The sequence below is a fragment of the Bradyrhizobium sp. LVM 105 genome, from assembly GCF_003957705.1.
GTDB lineage: Bacteria > Pseudomonadota > Alphaproteobacteria > Rhizobiales > Xanthobacteraceae > Bradyrhizobium > Bradyrhizobium frederickii.
Genome location: NZ_QZMV01000003.1, coordinates 273,344 through 290,647, shown reverse-complemented (window position 1 = coordinate 290,647; position 17,304 = coordinate 273,344). Strand labels below are relative to the sequence as shown.

At 64.5% G+C, this 17,304-nt stretch carries 15 protein-coding genes; 11 read left to right on the top strand and 4 right to left on the bottom strand.

From position 1 onward, the window contains the following. Positions 1-28: 28 nt before the first annotated feature. The 6 genes from D6B98_RS10990 to pnp all read left to right on the top strand — a co-directional run bounded on the left by D6B98_RS10990 (position 29) and on the right by pnp (position 8,007). On the top strand, positions 29-712 hold the full coding sequence (locus tag D6B98_RS10990) for an RNA-binding protein (RefSeq protein WP_126257006.1): 684 nt from the start codon (positions 29-31) through the stop codon (positions 710-712). A 70-nt stretch (positions 713-782) separates the two neighbouring features. Next, complete coding sequence (infB, locus tag D6B98_RS10985; protein ID WP_126257005.1) at positions 783-3,482, top strand: translation initiation factor IF-2; 2,700 nt, start codon at positions 783-785, stop codon at positions 3,480-3,482. A 154-nt stretch (positions 3,483-3,636) separates the two neighbouring features. After that, positions 3,637-4,083: a 30S ribosome-binding factor RbfA gene (gene rbfA / locus D6B98_RS10980; protein ID WP_126257004.1), complete on the top strand. Its 447-nt coding sequence runs from the start codon at positions 3,637-3,639 to the stop codon at positions 4,081-4,083. Continuing rightward, entirely contained in the window at positions 4,080-5,198 is a 1,119-nt protein-coding gene (gene truB, locus D6B98_RS10975; protein ID WP_164718520.1) for a tRNA pseudouridine(55) synthase TruB, read from the top strand. Before rbfA ends, truB begins: the two co-directional genes overlap by 4 nt. A 2-nt stretch (positions 5,199-5,200) precedes the next feature. Beyond that, entirely contained in the window at positions 5,201-5,470 is a 270-nt protein-coding gene (gene rpsO / locus D6B98_RS10970; RefSeq protein ID WP_028133641.1) for a 30S ribosomal protein S15, read from the top strand. A 380-nt stretch (positions 5,471-5,850) separates the two neighbouring features. Further along, positions 5,851-8,007, top strand: coding sequence for a polyribonucleotide nucleotidyltransferase (gene pnp, locus D6B98_RS10965; RefSeq protein WP_126257003.1), 2,157 nt, complete (start codon positions 5,851-5,853; stop codon positions 8,005-8,007). A 207-nt stretch (positions 8,008-8,214) separates the two neighbouring features. On the opposite strand, the gene katG is transcribed toward pnp, so the two are convergent. Then, a complete protein-coding gene (gene katG, locus D6B98_RS10955; RefSeq protein ID WP_164718519.1) occupies positions 8,215-10,380 on the bottom strand; it encodes a catalase/peroxidase HPI in 2,166 nt (721 codons plus the stop codon). A 114-nt stretch (positions 10,381-10,494) separates the two neighbouring features. Between katG and D6B98_RS10950 the strand changes: the two genes are divergently transcribed. From D6B98_RS10950 to D6B98_RS10935, 4 genes are all read left to right on the top strand, one after another. Beyond that, positions 10,495-11,421, top strand: a complete 927-nt coding sequence (locus D6B98_RS10950) for a hydrogen peroxide-inducible genes activator (RefSeq protein WP_126257001.1) — start codon at positions 10,495-10,497, stop codon at positions 11,419-11,421. Between the two features lie 6 nt (positions 11,422-11,427). Further along, positions 11,428-11,883, top strand: a complete 456-nt coding sequence (locus tag D6B98_RS10945; protein ID WP_126257000.1) for a GNAT family N-acetyltransferase — start codon at positions 11,428-11,430, stop codon at positions 11,881-11,883. A gap of 269 nt (positions 11,884-12,152) precedes the next feature. After that, a complete protein-coding gene (locus tag D6B98_RS10940; RefSeq protein ID WP_245481333.1) occupies positions 12,153-12,809 on the top strand; it encodes a hypothetical protein in 657 nt (218 codons plus the stop codon). Positions 12,810-12,948: 139 nt separating this feature from the next. Beyond that, positions 12,949-13,545 carry a glutathione S-transferase family protein gene (locus tag D6B98_RS10935; protein ID WP_126256999.1) on the top strand — a complete coding sequence of 199 codons (597 nt, stop codon included), beginning with the start codon at positions 12,949-12,951 and terminating at the stop codon, positions 13,543-13,545. A 53-nt stretch (positions 13,546-13,598) separates the two neighbouring features. Here the strand turns inward: D6B98_RS10935 and fabI are convergent, their stop codons facing one another. The 3 genes from fabI to fabA form a co-directional block, all read right to left on the bottom strand. After that, positions 13,599-14,399, bottom strand: a complete 801-nt coding sequence (gene fabI, locus D6B98_RS10930) for an enoyl-ACP reductase FabI (protein ID WP_126256998.1) — start codon at positions 14,397-14,399, stop codon at positions 13,599-13,601. Positions 14,400-14,536: 137 nt separating this feature from the next. Then, positions 14,537-15,760, bottom strand: coding sequence for a beta-ketoacyl-ACP synthase I (gene fabB, locus D6B98_RS10920; RefSeq protein WP_126256997.1), 1,224 nt, complete (start codon positions 15,758-15,760; stop codon positions 14,537-14,539). A 50-nt stretch (positions 15,761-15,810) separates the two neighbouring features. After that, positions 15,811-16,332, bottom strand: coding sequence for a bifunctional 3-hydroxydecanoyl-ACP dehydratase/trans-2-decenoyl-ACP isomerase (fabA, locus tag D6B98_RS10915; protein ID WP_126257286.1), 522 nt, complete (start codon positions 16,330-16,332; stop codon positions 15,811-15,813). 350 nt (positions 16,333-16,682) lie between these two features. On the opposite strand from fabA, the gene irrA reads away from it, so the two are divergent. After that, positions 16,683-17,174: an iron response transcriptional regulator IrrA gene (gene irrA / locus D6B98_RS10910; protein ID WP_126256996.1), complete on the top strand. Its 492-nt coding sequence runs from the start codon at positions 16,683-16,685 to the stop codon at positions 17,172-17,174. The last annotated feature ends 130 nt before the right edge of the window (positions 17,175-17,304 follow it).

Genomic DNA, 17,304 nt, shown 5'->3' with positions numbered 1-17,304 from the left:
TTAGAAGGCGAAGGAGGATGTCGCCCGGATGCTCGCCAATATGGACAGCGAACTCGACCATGGACCGCGGACCGAAAGGTCCGCGACCATGCGGATGTGCGCTGTCAGTCGGCAGGTCCGGCCGATCGACGAGCTGATCCGCTTCGTTATTTCGCCGCAGGGCGACGTAGTTCCAGATCTCAAGCGCAAGCTGCCCGGACGCGGCATGTGGCTCACGGCCTCCCGCGGGGTGGTTGCGGAAGCGGTACGGCGTCACCAATTTAGCAAAGCCTTCAAGCGCGAGCTGCGCATCCCCCAGACGCTTCCTGCCGACATCGAGGCGCTCCTGGTTCGGAGCGTGACGGAAGCCCTTGGGATCGCCGCCAAGGCCGGCCAGATCGTGACCGGCTTCGGCAAGGTCGAAAGCGCCCTGAAGGAGGGCACGGTCGAGGTCCTGATCCACGCCAGCGACGGGGCCGCGGACGGAATCCGCAAATTGGACATGCTGGCACGTCAAAATGCCGGAAATCGCGGCGCCAAGCCGCAGATTCCCGTCGTCACCGCGCTGAAATCGGTAGAATTGGATTTGGCACTGACCCGGTCAAATGTGATACATGCTGCCCTGCTCGCGGGCCCGGCGAGCAAGTCATTCCTGTCACGTAGCCAGATGCTGGTCCGATACCGGATGGCGGACGATGACAAGACTGCCGAAGAGCACGGCCAGGATTTCTGAGCGACAACGACGACCCAATTGGACGGTGCGGCAACGCACAACACTGATAAATCAGGATTAGGACTGCTGAATGGTTGATACCAAGACCCCTGGCGACAAGAAGCTGAGCGTTCCGAGCAAGACGCTATCGCTCAAGCCGCGCGTCGAAACGGGCACTGTGCGCCAGAGCTTCAGCCATGGCCGCAGCAAGCAGGTCGTGGTCGAGAAGCGCGGCAAGCGCCGCATCGACGGTACCCCCGAGCCGCAGGCTGCCGAGGTGGCGAAGCCCGCGCCGGCCGCGCCCACGCCCGCCCCGTCGCGCCCCGCGCCGCCGCGCAACGCCGGCTCCGGCGTGGTGCTGCGCACGCTGACCGAGGACGAACGCTCCGCCCGCGCCAGCGCGCTGGCCGATGCCAAGGTGCGCGAAGTCGAAGAGCGCCGTCAGGCCGAGGAAGAGGCCCAGCGCCGCGCGGTCCGCGAAGCCGCCGAACGCGCCGAGCGCGAGGCCGCCGAATCCCGCCGCAAGGCCGAGGAAGAGCGCCACCGCCACGAGGACGAGGCCAAGCGCAAGGCCGAGACCGAGGCCAAGAAGCGTTTCGGCGAAGGCGAGCAGCCGCAATCCGCGCCGCGCGCCGCGGTGGCGGCCCCGGCCGCTGCAACATCGCGGCCCGGAGCGCCCGCAGCGCGAACCGGAACCCCGACGGCACGCCCGGGAACGACGACAGCGCGCCCCGGAACCAGCACGCCGCGACCGGCCGGCGGACCTTTGGGTCGCGCACCCGCGGTCGCAGCCGGACCCGACGAGGACGATGGTCCGCGCCAGATCCGTCGCGGTCCCGGCGGCGCCGCGCGTCCTGCCGCAGCCCCCAAGACCACCCACAAGCCCGGCCCGCAGAAAGAGCGCGGCCGCCTGACGGTCGTCACCGCGCTGAACGCCGACGAAGTCCGCGAGCGCTCGATCGCCTCGTTCCGCCGCCGCACCCAGCGCCTGAAGGGCCACGCCTCGAACGAGCCCAAGGAGAAGCTGATCCGCGAGGTGGTCATCCCGGAAGCGATCACCATCCAGGAACTCGCCAACCGCATGGCCGAACGCGCGGTCGACGTCATCCGCATGCTGATGAAGCAGGGCGCGATGCACAAGATCACCGACGTGATCGACGCCGACACCGCGCAGCTGATCGCGGAGGAGCTGGGTCACACCGTCAAGCGCGTTGCCGCCTCCGACGTCGAAGAGGGCCTGTTCGACCAGGTCGACGATTCCACCGACACCGAGACGCGCTCGCCCGTGGTGACCGTGATGGGTCACGTCGACCACGGCAAGACCTCGCTGCTCGATGCGCTTCGTCACGCCAACGTCGTCTCCGGCGAAGCCGGCGGCATCACCCAGCACATCGGCGCCTATCAGGTGGTATCGCCCGAGAGCGGCAAGAAGATCACCTTCATCGACACGCCCGGCCACGCCGCGTTCACCGCGATGCGCGCCCGCGGCGCCAAGGTCACCGACATCGTCGTGCTGGTGGTCGCGGCCGACGACGGCGTGATGCCGCAGACGGTCGAAGCCATCAATCACGCCAAGGCCGCGCGCGTGCCGATCATCGTTGCCATCAACAAGATCGATAAGCCCGACGCCAAGCCCGAGCGCGTGCGCACCGAGCTGCTCCAGCACGAGGTGCAGGTCGAATCCTTCGGCGGCGACGTCGTCGACGTCGAGGTGTCCGCCAAGAACAAGACCAATCTCGACAAGCTGCTCGAGATGATCGCGCTCCAGGCCGACATCCTCGACCTCAAGACCAATTCGGAACGGCCGGCCGAGGGCACCGTGATCGAGGCCAAGCTCGACCGCGGCCGCGGCCCGGTCGCGACCGTGCTGGTCCAGCGCGGCACGCTCCGCGTCGGCGACATCATCGTCGCGGGCGCCGAGATGGGCCGCGTCCGCGCGCTGATCTCCGATCAGGGCGAGACCGTGCAGGAAGCAGGTCCGTCGGTGCCGGTCGAAGTGCTCGGCTTCAACGGTCCGCCGGAAGCCGGCGACCGTCTCGCCGTGGTCGAGAACGAAGCCCGCGCCCGCCAGGTCACCAGCTACCGCGCGCACCAGAAGCGCGAGAACGCGGCGGCCTCGATCTCCGGCATGCGCGGCTCGCTCGAGCAGATGATGTCGCAATTGAAGACCGCGGGCCGCAAGGAATTCCCGCTGATCATCAAGGCCGACGTGCAGGGCTCGCTGGAAGCGATCCTCGGCTCGCTGGAGAAGCTCGGCACCGACGAAGTCGCAGCCCGCATCCTGCATGCCGGCGTCGGCGGCATCTCGGAATCCGACGTGACGCTGGCCGAAGGCTTCAACGCCGCGATCATCGGCTTCTCGGTTCGAGCCAACAAGGAAGCCGCTGCGGCCGCCAAGCGCAACGGCATCGAGATCCGCTACTACAACATCATCTACGATCTCGTGGACGACGTGAAGAAGGCGATGAGCGGCCTGCTCGCGCCTACCTTGCGCGAAACCATGCTCGGCAATGCCGCGATCCTGGAGATCTTCAACATCTCCAAGGTCGGCAAGGTCGCGGGCTGCCGCGTCACCGACGGTACCGTGGAACGCGGCGCCAATGTGCGCCTGATCCGCGACAACGTCGTCGTGCACGAGGGCAAGCTCTCGACGCTGAAGCGCTTCAAGGACGAAGTGAAGGAAGTCCAGTCCGGTCAGGAATGCGGCATGGCCTTCGAGAACTACCACGACATGCGTGCCGGTGACGTGATCGAGTGTTACCGCGTGGAGACGATCCAGCGCTCCCTGTAAGTCCAAATCTTACCGAAGCGCCCGGATCTTTTTGAGCTGAAATTGCGGGAGTGCGATGGCCGGATTTTTTCCGGCCATCCACCCCTCTTCGTTTCAACAGGACAAGTGACAATGCCCGTGTCCCGAACACGGGCATGACGAGGTGATTTCGAGAATGCCACGCCATCATCAGAAAAAGAGTTCCGCACCCGGCGGTGGCTCGCAACGTCAGTTGCGCGTCGGCGAGCAGGTTCGCCACGCGATGGCCGATATTCTGGCGCAAGGCAATGTGCATGATGCGGATCTCGAGGGTCACATCATCACCGTGCCGGAGGTGCGGATGTCGCCCGACCTGAAGCTCGCGACGGTCTACGTGATGCCGCTCGGTGGCCGCGACACCGAGATCGTCCTCGCTGCGCTCGCACGCAACAAGAAGTTCCTGCGCGGCGAGGTCGCGCGGCGCGTTAACCTGAAATTTGCACCCGACATTCGCTTCCGCGTCGACGAACGATTCGACGAAGCGGAACGGATCGAGAAACTTTTGCGAACACCTGCGGTGCAGAAGGATCTCGAACAGGACTTGGAACAGGATCCGGAGACGGATCGGGAAGAAGAACGATGACGATGGACCCGGCTCACGACACGATCAGCGGCGAACAGGCCGATCAGCGCGACGTGCAGAAAAATAATTTCGCGGAGATGGACGGCAATTCGGAGCCGCATCACGAGCCGCGCCGCGTCAACAACGATCCGCGCGCCAAGCAGCAGAAGGGCAACCAGGTCCGCCGCGACCGGCGCGACGTCCACGGCTGGGTCGTGCTCGACAAGCCGATCGGCATGACCTCGACGCAGGCGGTTGCGGTGCTCAAGCGCCTGTTCAACGCCAAGCGCGCCGGCCACGCCGGCACGCTCGATCCGCTCGCCTCGGGCGGGCTGCCGATCGCGCTCGGGGAGGCCACCAAGACCGTTCCCTTCGTCATGGACGGCCGCAAGCGCTACCAGTTCACGGTGTGCTGGGGCGAGGAGCGCGACACCGACGACATTGAGGGCCGGGTGACCGCGACCTCCGAGCAGCGTCCGACCCGGGAGGCCATTCTGGCCCTGCTGCCCCGCTTCACCGGGGTGATCGAGCAGATCCCGCCGCGCTATTCCGCGATCAAGGTCCAGGGCGAGCGCGCCTACGACCTTGCCCGCGACGGCGAGGTCGTGGAGCTGGCCCCCCGCCCGGTCGAGATTCACCATTTAACCCTTGTGGATCAACCGGATAACGACCACGCCGTGTTCGAGGCCGAATGCGGCAAGGGCACCTATGTCCGGGCGCTGGCCCGAGATATGGGCCGGATTCTCGGCACTTTTGGCCATATCTGCGCGCTCAGGCGGACCCTGGTCGGCCCATTTGGCGAAAACGACATGATTCCGCTGGATCAGTTGGAGGCTTTGTGCGATAGAGCCGCGTCCGGCGAGGGCAGCCTCGCCGACGCGCTTTTGCCCGTTGAGACCGCGCTGGACGACATCCCGGCACTGGCCGTCACTCGGGCTGATGCGGCAAGGCTCCATCGGGGCCAGGCCGTTTTGTTGCGCGGACGGGATGCGCCCACTTGTAGCGGCACAGTCTATGTCACGGTGGCAGGCCGGCTTCTCGCGCTTGCTGAAGTCGGCAATGGCGAAATCATCCCCAAGCGTGTGTTCAACCTGACCGGCCTGACTGCCAGCCCCGGTCGCAACGAGAGAAATTGACGATGTCGATTGCCGCAGAACGCAAAGCGGAAGTCATCAAGACGAATGCCACCAAAGCCGGCGACACCGGCTCGCCCGAGGTTCAGGTCGCGATCCTGTCGGAACGCATCAACAACCTCACCAGCCATTTCAAGACCCACGTGAAGGACAACCATTCGCGTCGCGGCCTGTTGAAGCTGGTCTCGACCCGCCGCTCGCTTCTCGACTACCTCAAGAAGAAGGACGAGGCGCGGTACAAGGCGCTGCTCGAGAAGCACAACATTCGTCGTTAAGAGTTCCTGCGCGCGCCACCGGCGCGCGTTTTCGCACGCGGTTTCGAACGAAGGCGCTTATTTTAAGCTTTTTGATCGAGGCTGCGCGCGCGTCGGATGCGGGCCGTCGACGGCCGGCATCCGGGGCATGAAGGGCGAAGACCGAAGGTTCGGTGTTCGCGTTCGTGCCGACTGACAGTCCAGCAGCAATCCGGCGGCTGGGCACAACGGGCAAGGCGCCCGTATGACCCGAAAGGATGGACGCCATCCGAAATCCAAAAACCATGGCAGGATCGCAGGACGCTGATCATCCGCTCCGATCAGCGTCCCGCAATCTTGCGCATGGTTTTTGTTTTTCGAGAGCCGTCCCCTCTTTCGAGAACCCATGAAAGAAGACCTCTATGTTCAATAAGCATTCAGTCGAGATCGACTGGGGCGGACGCCCTCTCAAGCTTGAAACCGGCAAGATCGCCCGCCAGGCCGACGGCGCCGTCGTCGCCACCTATGGCGAGACCGTGGTGCTTGCCACCGTCGTCGCGGCGAAGGCGCCGCGCGAAGGCGTCGACTTCCTGCCGCTGACCGTCGACTACCAGGAAAAGACCTACGCTGCGGGCCGCATTCCCGGCGGCTATTTCAAGCGCGAGGGCCGTCCGACCGAGAAGGAAACGCTGGTCTCCCGCCTGATCGACCGTCCGATCCGCCCGCTGTTCGTCGATGGCTGGCGCAACGAGACCCAGGTGATCGCCACCGTGCTGTCGCATGACATGGAGAACGATCCCGATATCGTCGCGCTGGTGGCCTCGTCCGCTGCGCTGACCCTGTCCGGCGCTCCGTTCAAGGGCCCGATCGGCGCGGCCCGCGTCGGCTTCGTCAACGACGAATATGTACTCAACCCGACGCTCGACGAGATGGTCGACACCCAGCTCGACCTCGTCGTCGCCGGCACCGCCGACGCCGTTCTGATGGTGGAATCGGAAGCCAAGGAACTGAACGAAGACATCATGCTCGGCGCGGTGATGTTCGGTCACCGCCACTTCCAGCCGGTGATCAACGCCATCATCGAGCTGGCCGAGAAGGCCGCCAAGGAGCCGCGCGAAGTCACCGTCATCGACAACGCCGCGCTCGAGAAGGAAATGCTCGGCCTCGTCGAGCAGGAGCTGCGCGCCGCCTATGCCATTCCGGTCAAGCAGGATCGCTACGCCGCGGTCGGCAAGGTCAAGGAAAAGGTGATCGCGCACTACTTCCCCGAAGGGCAGGAGCCGAAATACGACAAGCTGCGCATCGGCGCCGTGTTCAAGGAGCTTGAAGCCAAGATCGTTCGCTGGAACATCCTCGACACCGGCAAGCGCATCGACGGTCGCGACAGCAAGACCGTGCGCAACATCGTCGCCGAAGTCGGCGTGCTGCCCCGCGCTCACGGCTCGGCGCTGTTCACCCGCGGCGAGACCCAGGGCCTGGTCGTCACCACGCTCGGCACCGGCGAGGACGAGCAGTACATCGACGCGCTGTCGGGAACGTACAAGGAGACGTTCCTGCTGCACTACAACTTCCCTCCCTACTCGGTCGGTGAGACCGGCCGCCTCGGCGGCACCAAGCGGCGCGAGATCGGCCACGGCAAGCTGGCCTGGCGCGCGATCCACCCGGTGCTGCCGCCGCATCACGAGTTCCCCTACACGATCCGCGTGGTCTCGGAGATCACCGAGTCGAACGGCTCGTCCTCGATGGCCTCGGTCTGCGGCGCTTCGCTGGCGCTGATGGACGCCGGCGTGCCGTTGAAGCGGCCGACCGCGGGCATCGCGATGGGCCTGATCCTCGAAGACAAGCGCTTCGCGGTTCTCTCCGACATCCTCGGTGACGAAGACCATCTCGGCGACATGGACTTCAAGGTGGCCGGCACCGAAGCGGGCATCACCTCGCTCCAGATGGACATCAAGATCGAGGGCATCACCGAAGAAATCATGAAGGTGGCGCTCGGCCAGGCCAAGGAAGGTCGTATTCACATCCTCGGCGAGATGGCGAAGGCGCTCACCAACGCGCGCGCCGAGCTCGGCGAGTACGCGCCGCGCATCGAGACCTTCAAGATCGCCACCGACAAGATCCGCGAAGTGATCGGCACCGGCGGCAAAGTGATCCGCGAGATCGTCGAGAAGACCGGCGCCAAGGTCAACATCGAGGACGACGGCACCGTGAAGGTCGCTTCCAGCGACGGCGAGGCGATGAAGGCCGCGATCAAGTGGATCAAGTCGATCGCGTCCGATCCGGAAGTCGGCCAGATCTACGACGGCACCGTGGTCAAGGTGATGGAGTTCGGCGCGTTCGTGAACTTCTTCGGCTCCAAGGACGGCCTCGTTCACATCAGCCAGCTCGCGGCCAACCGCGTGCAGAAGACCTCCGACGTCGTCAAGGAAGGCGACAAGGTCAAGGTCAAGCTGCTCGGCTTCGACGATCGCGGCAAGACCCGCCTGTCGATGAAGGTGGTCGACCAGACCACCGGCGAAGACCTTGAGGGCAAGGGCGGCGAGGGCGAGAAGGCCCCGCGCGAAGCCGCCGGCGAGTAAGTCTGCTACTTATCGAAAACACGAAGGGCGGCCGAAAGGCCGCCCTTTTTGTTTTGTGCTCGCTCCGGGCGATCTGCGCCCCCTCTCCCGCTTGCGGGAGAGGGTCGGGGAGAGGGCTGCTTCCTCAGAGAGATTCCCAACGAGGTGAGAGCCCTCACCCGGTGCTTCGCACCGACCTCTCCCGCAAGCGGGAGAGGTGTACCGGCCTCACGCCACGATGTCGTAGCGGTCGAGGTTCATCACCTTGGTCCAGGCCTTGGCGAAGTCCTGCACGAACTTCTGCTTCGCATCCGAGGTCGCGTAGACCTCGGCGAAGGCGCGGAGCTGAGAGTGCGCGCCGAAGATGAGGTCGACGCGCGTGCCGGTCCACTTCACCGCATTGGTCTTGCGGTCGCGTGCCTCGTAGCTGCCGTCGGCGACCGGCGTCCACTGCGCGCTCATGTCGAGCAGGTTGACGAAGAAGTCGTTGCTGAGCGTACCCACCTTCGACGTGAAGACGCCATGCTTCGAACCGTTCGCATTGGCGCCGAGCACGCGCAGGCCGCCGACCAGCACGGTCATCTCCGGACCGGTCAGCCTCAGGAGCTGTGCACGATCGATCAGTGCCTCTTCCTGTTGCATGAACTGATGCCGCTTGCCGATGTAGTTGCGGAAGCCATCGGCCCGCGGCTCGAGCGGTGCGAAAGATTCCACATCGGTCTGCTCCTGCGAAGCATCCATGCGGCCCGGCGTGAAGCCGACCTTGACGTCGACGCCGGCATCCTTCGCGGCCTTCTCGACCGCAGCGGTGCCGCCGAGGACGATGAGGTCCGCCAGCGAGACCTTCTTCGCGCCCGACGAGGCGTTGAAGTCCTTCTGGATCGCCTCCAGCTTGCCGAGCACCTTCGACAGCTGCGCCGGTTCGTTCACCTCCCAGTCCTTCTGCGGAGCCAGGCGAATGCGCGCGCCGTTGGCGCCGCCGCGCTTGTCCGAGCCGCGGAACGTCGAGGCCGACGCCCAGGCGGTCGAGACCAGCTCGGACACCGACAAGCCCGATGCCAGGATCTTGCTCTTCAGCGCGGCGATGTCCTGCTCGCTGACCAGCTCGTGGTTCACCGCCGGAATCGGGTCCTGCCAGATCAGCGTCTCCTTCGGCACCAGCGGGCCGAGATAGCGCTGGATCGGTCCCATGTCGCGATGGGTGAGCTTGAACCAGGCGCGGGCGAAGGCGTCCGCGAACTGATCCGGGTGCTCCAGGAAGCGGCGCGAGATCTTCTCATAGGCGGGATCGAAGCGCAGCGAGAGGTCGGTCGTCAGCATCGTCGGCCGATGCTTCTTCGACTTGTCGAAAGCATCGGGAATGATCGCGTCGGCCCCCTTGGCCGTCCACTGCTGCGCACCACCCGGGCTCTTGGTCAGCTCCCATTCGAAATTGAACAGGTTCTCGAAGAAGTTGTTGCTCCACTTCGTCGGCGTCGTCGTCCATGTCACCTCGAGACCGCTGGTGATGGCATCGCCGGAGTGACCGGACGCGTACTTGCTCTTCCAGCCGAGGCCCTGATCTTCCAGCGCGCCCGCTTCCGGCTCCGGTCCAACCAGCGAGGGATCGCCCGCGCCGTGGGTCTTGCCGAAGCTGTGGCCGCCGGCGATCAGCGCGACGGTCTCCTCGTCGTTCATCGCCATGCGCGCGAAGGTCTCGCGGATGTCCTTGGCCGCGGCGACCGGATCCGGCTTGCCGTTGGGGCCTTCCGGATTGACGTAGATGAGGCCCATCTGCACCGCGCCGAGCGGCTCGGCCAGCTGGCGTTCGCCGCTGTAGCGCTCATCGCCGAGCCAGGTGCCCTCGGGCCCCCAATACAGCTCTTCCGGCTCCCAGACGTCGGCACGGCCACCGGCGAAACCGAAGGTCTTGAAGCCCATCGATTCCAGCGCGACGTTGCCGGCGAGCACCATCAGATCGGCCCAGGAGAGCTTGCGGCCATATTTCTGCTTGATCGGCCACAGCAGACGGCGCGCCTTGTCGAGATTGGCGTTGTCGGGCCAGCTGTTGAGCGGTGCAAAGCGCTGCTGTCCGGCGCCGGCGCCACCGCGGCCGTCGGTGATGCGATAGGTGCCCGCGCTATGCCAGGCCATGCGGATCATGAGGCCGCCATAGTGACCAAAATCGGCCGGCCACCATTCCTGCGAATCCGTCATCAGCGCGGTCAGGTCCTTGATCACCGCGTTGAGATCGAGCGACTTGAACTCCTTGGCGTAATCGAAGTCCTTCCCCATCGGATCGGACTTGTCGGAATTCTTGTGCAGCACCTCGATATTGAGCTGCGTCGGCCACCAGTCGCGGTTCACGCGCGTGGGTTTTCCGCCCGAAAACGGGCACTTCGAAGTGTCGTCCATGAATACCTCCTCTGGTGGCGTCGAACTCGCGCCTTTGACCAGGTAGAACCACTCTAAGCGTCGCGTTCGATCAGGGGAAGTTGACTTTAATGATCGCTGCAATAAGATTTGCTGATGCTGAACGTGACGCTCCGCCAGCTCCGGTATTTCGATGCGCTGGCGCGTCATGGCCATTTCGGCCGCGCGGCCGAGGCCTGCTCCATCTCGCAGCCGGCCTTGTCGATGCAGATCAAGGAGTTGGAGGAGGCGCTGGGCGGGCTGCTGCTGGAGCGCAGCGCGCGCCAGGTGGCGCTGACGCGGTTCGGCGAGGAGCTCTCCCAGCGCGTCCGCGACATCCTGCGCTCGGTCGATGAGCTCGGCGATTTCGCCCGCGCATCGCAGGACCGGTTTGCCGGCCGCTTGCGCATCGGCATGATCCCGACCATCGCGCCTTACCTCCTGCCGACGATCACCAAGAATCTCACGCGCCTGCATCCGGAGCTCGATATCCGCGTGCGCGAGACCATGACGCCGCGGCTGATCCAGGAGCTGGTGGAGGGGCGGCTCGACACCGCCATCGTCGCATTGCCGGTTTCGGAGCCCTCGCTCACCGAGGTCGCCCTGTTCGAGGAAAAATTCCTGCTGGTCCGGCCGGGCTCCGACGAGGGCACACCGGCCCCCTCGCGCGAGATGATGCGCGAGATGCGGCTGTTGCTGCTCGAAGAGGGTCACTGCTTCCGCGATCAGGCGCTGTCGTTCTGCAACATGCAGTCGGCGCCGCCGCGCGAGATGCTCGATGCCAATTCGCTGTCGACGCTGGTGCAGATGGTCAGCGCCGGCATCGGCGTGACGCTGATCCCGGAGATGGCAGTGCCGGTGGAGACGCGATCGGCCTCGGTCTCGCTCGCGCGCTTCCGCGATCCGCAGCCGTCCCGCACCATCGGCATGGTCTGGCGCAAGACCAGCCCGCTGGCCCGGCAGCTGCTGCAGATTTCCGAGGTGGTATGCCTGTCGGCCGGCAAGGTGCGGGCGCGCCAAACCGTGCGCAGCCAGAGAGCCTAGCGTCCGATGTCGCCTCCGCTCATCCGTCCCGCCGGCGCAGACGAATACGATGAGGTCGGCCGCGTCTGGATGGAGAGCTGGGTCTCGACCGGGCTCGGCGAGGCCAGCGACTTCCTGCTGGCAAACCTGCGCGCGCGCATCCGGCGCGAGATCGAGGACGGCTGGAGCCTGTTCGTCGCCGACGATCGCGGCACCATCGCCGCCATGCTGGCGCTGCATGTGCCGAGGCGCTATCTCGACATGCTCTTCGTCGCGCCCGCCTATCAGGGCCAATCGCTCGGCCGGCAATTGCTCGCCTTCACCCGCACACAAATGCCGGATGAGATGTATCTGCGTTGCGTCCGCGAGAACGAAAAAGCCTGGCGCTGGTACGAGCGCGAAGGTTTTGTGTTCGAGAAGGAAGAGATCGAGCCGTCAAACGGATTCACGATGAAATATTATCGGTGGAAGAAGGCAGATTGAAACCCCGCGCTACACTTGCGGGCGCGGCCTGCACGCTCTAGTTTTGCAACTCTCGCATTCTCAACCGCTCATTCCCCGATCATGTTACGTTTCGCCGTCGCCGTCGTCCTCGCTTCATCGTGCCTGACTGCCACTGGATGGGCCGAGGTCCCCACATCGGCGGCTCCTGGCGCGCCTGTCAAACCGGCTGTCAAGAAACCCTCCCCCAAGCCAAATGCAGCGAAGGCCAATGCGGCCACGAAGCAACCGGCAGCGATCGAGATCGGCCCTTGCCGCCTAGGCGTCATTTCGGCGATCGGCGGTCGGTTCTCGGTCGAGAAGTTCGGCCTCACGGTGTTCGGACCGAATTCAACGAGATTCCGATCGACGATTGGAGCCTTGACGACATCCCGCTGGCGCGTGTGCGCGCCGTACGCGGCGCTGATCCGTCGATCAGGAAGATCAGCTACCCCAAGGGAGCGTTCGAGCCATTTTACAATCCGAGATCCAGGCTCTTTCCGGATCCGAGCGAGCGTTTACCGGCCATCGTTCGCAATATCACCGCCAATGCAAATTGCGACCGCTATCTCGTGGTAACGAGGTACAAGACCGAATTGCAAGGCTCCAGCCTCGTTCTGGACGGCATCGGCGCCTACAGCCGGGGCCTCGGCTCTTTCGCCAGACATTCGCATTTGTTCGCCAATGTTGCGGTCAACCTGATTGACGGCAGGAGCTATGAGCCGATCAATCGGCATTTCGCGAATTTCGGCTCCAATCTCGCCGAGAGCATGAGGCTGACGGAAGATCCGATCACCAAGCTCGACAATTCGCAGTTTCCCGATCCTCCTGCCACCGCGGCGGGCAATACAACGTTGCGAGAAAGGACCCGCGCGCTCGTTGCGGCGAGGCTCGACCGGACTCTCCCCGGCTATCTCAAGGAAGATTAAGCGCCTCGCCGCCGCGGCCCAGTCGACGAAGATGTCGCAAGGCATCACCTCCACGCATTGGGACTTGTACGTTGCGGATTCGCGGCGGAAAGGCGATGAATGAGCCTTGTCGCGCTTCACGTTGAGGAGGTTCCTCCCCATGATCAAGCTCTATTGGTCGCCCCGCTCGCGCTCGTTCACGACGCTCTGGCTGATGGAGGAGAGCGGCCTGCCCTATGAGCGGGTGCTGACCGACATCTCGACCGGCGCGCAGAAGGCGCCGGACTATTTGAAGATCAATCCGATGGGCAAGGTGCCGGCGCTGACCGATGGCGATGCCGCGCTTGGCGAAGCCGCGGCGATCTGCGCCTATGTTGCCGACCGCTATCCAGAGACGAAGCTTGCGCCAGGGCTGACCGATCCACGCCGCGCGCGCTATTTGCAATGGCTGTTCTTCTCGCCGGGCTGCATCGAGCCGGCCATCATCCAGATCTTCACCAAGATCGAGATCCCGACCTCGACCGCGGCCTGGGGCAGCGCCACCCAGGTGTTCGATGTGCTGGAAGCCGCGCTCGCCAAGGGGCCGTGGATTCTGGGCGAGGACTTTTCCGCGGCCGACATCGTGGTCGGCTCGGGCCTGAACTTCGCGGTGCGCCAGTTCAAGATGGTGCCGACGCGCCCCGCCTTCGATGCCTATCTGGCGCGCTGCACCGCACGGCCGGCGTTCCAGCGCGCGGAGAAGATCGCGGCGGGGTGAGATCGCGCGCTTGGAGAGCGCGCCTTTGTCCGCGCTATGAAACTTGCTCGAAGCTACTCCGCGGACTTCAAATCGTCGGGCCGCGGCATCAGCACGATGTTGTAGCCGGAATCGACATAGTGGATCTCGCCGGTAACGCCGCCGGACAGATCCGACAGCAGGTACAGCGCCGAGCCGCCGAGCTCGTCGAGCGTGACGCCGCGGCGGAGCGGCGAATGCTTCTGCATGAAGGCGAACATCGCACGCGCCTCGCCGATGCCCGAGCCCGCGAGCGTGCGGATCGGACCTGCGGAGATCGCGTTGACGCGGATGCCGCGCGGTCCGAAATCCGAGGCGAGATAGCGCACCGAGGCTTCCAGCGCCGCCTTGGCGACGCCCATCACGTTGTAGTTCGGCATCGCGCGCTCCGAGGCGCCGAAGGTCAGCGTGATCATGCTGCCGCCCTCGGTCATCAGCTCGGCGGCGCGCTTTGCGACCTCCGTGAACGAGAAGCAGGAGATCACCATCGTGCGCGAAAAGTTCTCGCGGCTGGTGTCGGCGTAGCGGCCCTTCAATTCGTTCTTGTCGGCGAAGCCGATCGCGTGGATGACGAAATCGAGCTTGCCCCATTTTTCGCGAAGCACGGCGAAGGCGGCATCGACGCTGGCGATGTCCTCGACGTCGCAAGGCAGCACCAGATCGACACCGAGCTGCTCCGCCAGCGGCTTGACGCGCTTGCCCAGCGCCTCGCCCTGGAAGGTGAAGGCGAGCTCGGCACCGTGGGCATGCAGCGTCTTCGCCATGCCCCAGGCGATCGAATGATCATTGGCGATGCCCATGATCAGACCGCGCTTGCCCTTCATCAGACCTTCCATTGCCTCGCTACTCCCACCATTCCGGGGTCATCGCCCGCGCAGGCGGGCGATCCAGTATTCCAGAGACGTTCGTGATAAATCGAGAAGCCGCGGCGTACTGGATGCCCCGCCTTCGCGGGGCATGACGAAGTCCGTGCTCACACATCCATCCGGCTGAACACCAGCGTGGCGTTGGTGCCGCCGAAGCCGAAGGAGTTCGACAGCACGGTGCCGACCTTGACGTTGTCGATACGCTTGCGCACGATCGGCATGTCGGCAAACACGGGATCGAGCTCCTGGATGTGGGCGCTCTCGCAGATGAAGCCGTTGTTCATCATCAGCAGCGAGTAGATCGCCTCCTGCACGCCGGTGGCGCCCAGCGAGTGGCCGGTCAGCGCCTTGGTCGCCGAGATCGGCGGGCACTTCTCGCCGCTGCCGAACACCCGACGAAGCGCGTCGATCTCCGGAGGATCGCCGGCCGGCGTCGAGGTCGCATGCGGATTGATGTAGTCGACCTTGGTCTTCACCGTCGACATCGCCATGCGCATGCAGCGCTCGGCGCCTTCGCCCGACGGGGCCACCATGTCGTACCCGTCCGAGGTCGCGCCGTAGCCGACGATCTCGCCGTAGATGCGGGCGCCGCGCGCCTTGGCATGCTCGAGCTCTTCCAGCACCAGCACGCCGGCACCGCCGGCGATGACGAAGCCGTCGCGGTTGACATCGTAGGGACGCGAGGCCGTGGCGGGCGTGTCGTTGTACTTCGAGGACATCGCGCCCATGGCGTCGAACAGCACCGACAGCGACCAGTCCAGCTCCTCGCAGCCGCCGGCGAAGATGACGTCCTGCTTGCCGATCTGGATCGTCTCATAGGCGTTGCCGACGCAATGATTCGACGTCGCGCAGGCCGATGAGATCGAGTAGTTCACGCCCTTGATCTTGAACCAGGTCGCAAGCGTCGCGGAGGCCGTGGACGACATCGCCTTCGGCACTGCAAACGGTCCGACGCGCTTCGGTCCCTTGGTGCGGGTGATGTCGGCGGCCTCGACGATGGTGCGGGCGGACGGGCCGCCGGAGCCCATGATGATGCCGGTGCGGATGTTGGAGACTTCGTCCGGCGACAGTCCGGAATCCTGGATCGCCTGCTCCATCGCGATGTGATTCCACGCCGCGCCCTGACCGAGGAAACGCATGGCGCGGCGGTCGACCACCGTCGCAGGATCCAGCGTCGGTGCGCCCTGCACCTGCGAACGGAAGCCGAGCTCGGCATATTTCTCAGCCCGAGAAATGCCCGATTTCGCCTCGTGAAGGCTCGCAAGCACTTCCTGGGTGTTGTTTCCGATCGACGAGACGATGCCCATCCCGGTGACCACAACCCGCCTCATGACAGCCTCGCCCTGCTCGTTGTCTTCTCGTTCTCTTCGTGGTGATGCGCTCAGCCCAGGCTCGTGCCCTGCTTGAACAGGCCGACCTTCAGGTCCTTGGCGCGATAAATAATCTGCTCGTCCACCGAAAGCCACCCGTCGGCAATACCGAGCACCAGCTTTGAACGCATCACGCGTTTGATATCGACGTTGTACACAACCTTGCGCGCCTCGGGCAGCACCTGGCCGCTGAACTTCAGCTCGTTCAAGCCGAGCGCGCGGCCGCGACCTTCACCCCCGGTCCAGCCCAGATAGAAGCCGACCATTTGCCACAGCGCGTCGAGGCCGAGGCAGCCGGGCATCACCGGATCGTTCTTGAAGTGGCAGCCGAAGAACCACAGATCGGGCTTCACATCGAGCTCGGCGCGCACCAGCCCCTTGCCGAACTCGCCGCCCTTGTCGTTGATCTCGGTGATGCGGTCGAACATCAGCATCGGCGGCAACGGCAGCTGGGCATTGCCCGGGCCGAACATCTCGCCGCGGGCACAGGCCAGCAGATCTTCGTATTCGTAACCGTTGCGCCTGTTCAGCATGCACGAGCCTCTGTTTGAATTCCGATTGAGCGGCGTTTTTTGGCGAAATGGGCCCCGTCGGTCGGAGAGCAACGCCAATTGCCACCGTCAGGCGCGGCTCCCGCATGCCCCCGGATGGACTGTCTGCCGGGCCTCCATGCCCGGCTGCGCCAAAATCGGCTAAGCGGAACCGCGCGCTCTCTAACACAGGCTAATCGGGTGGCAAAGTGCATCCATGAAGGTAAAATGACGCGATCCCGGCGCGGTTCCAAGGCTGATTAGAACCTCTCTAGTTGCGAGAAACTTGCATCTGCATCTTTCTATTCTTATATTGCAGAGACATATTGTTCACGCGTGCCCGAAATCTGGAAATGAACGAGAACACCGCGTCCCATCACGACGACGACGTCCACGCCGCGGCCCTCTTGTCCGGCCGTCAGCCGGCTTTGACCGGCTGCCCCTGGCACGACGTCAATGAAATGCTCCAGTCTGCCGGGCTGCGTCCGACGCGCCAGCGCATGGCGCTGGGCTGGCTGTTGTTCGGCAAGGGCGCACGCCACCTCACGGCTGAAATGCTCTACGAGGAAGCGACGCTGGCCAAGGTTCCGGTGTCGTTGGCAACCGTCTACAACACGTTGAACCAGCTCACCGATGCCGGCCTGCTCCGCCAAGTTAGCGTCGACGGCACCAAGACCTATTTCGACACCAACGTCACCACCCACCACCATTACTACCTCGAGAACAGCCATGAGCTGGTCGACATCGAGGATCCGCATCTGGCGCTGTCCAAGATGCCGGAGGTGCCGGAGGGTTACGAGATCTCCCGCATCGACATGGTCGTGCGCCTGCGCAAGAAGCGCTGAACCGGTCCTACATCGCTGATGTGATCGTCATGGCCGGACATGTTCCGGCCATTTCTATTTCGCGGTCATTCCGGGATGGTCCGGAGGACCAGACCCGGAATCTCGAGATCCCGGGTTCGATGCTCCGCAT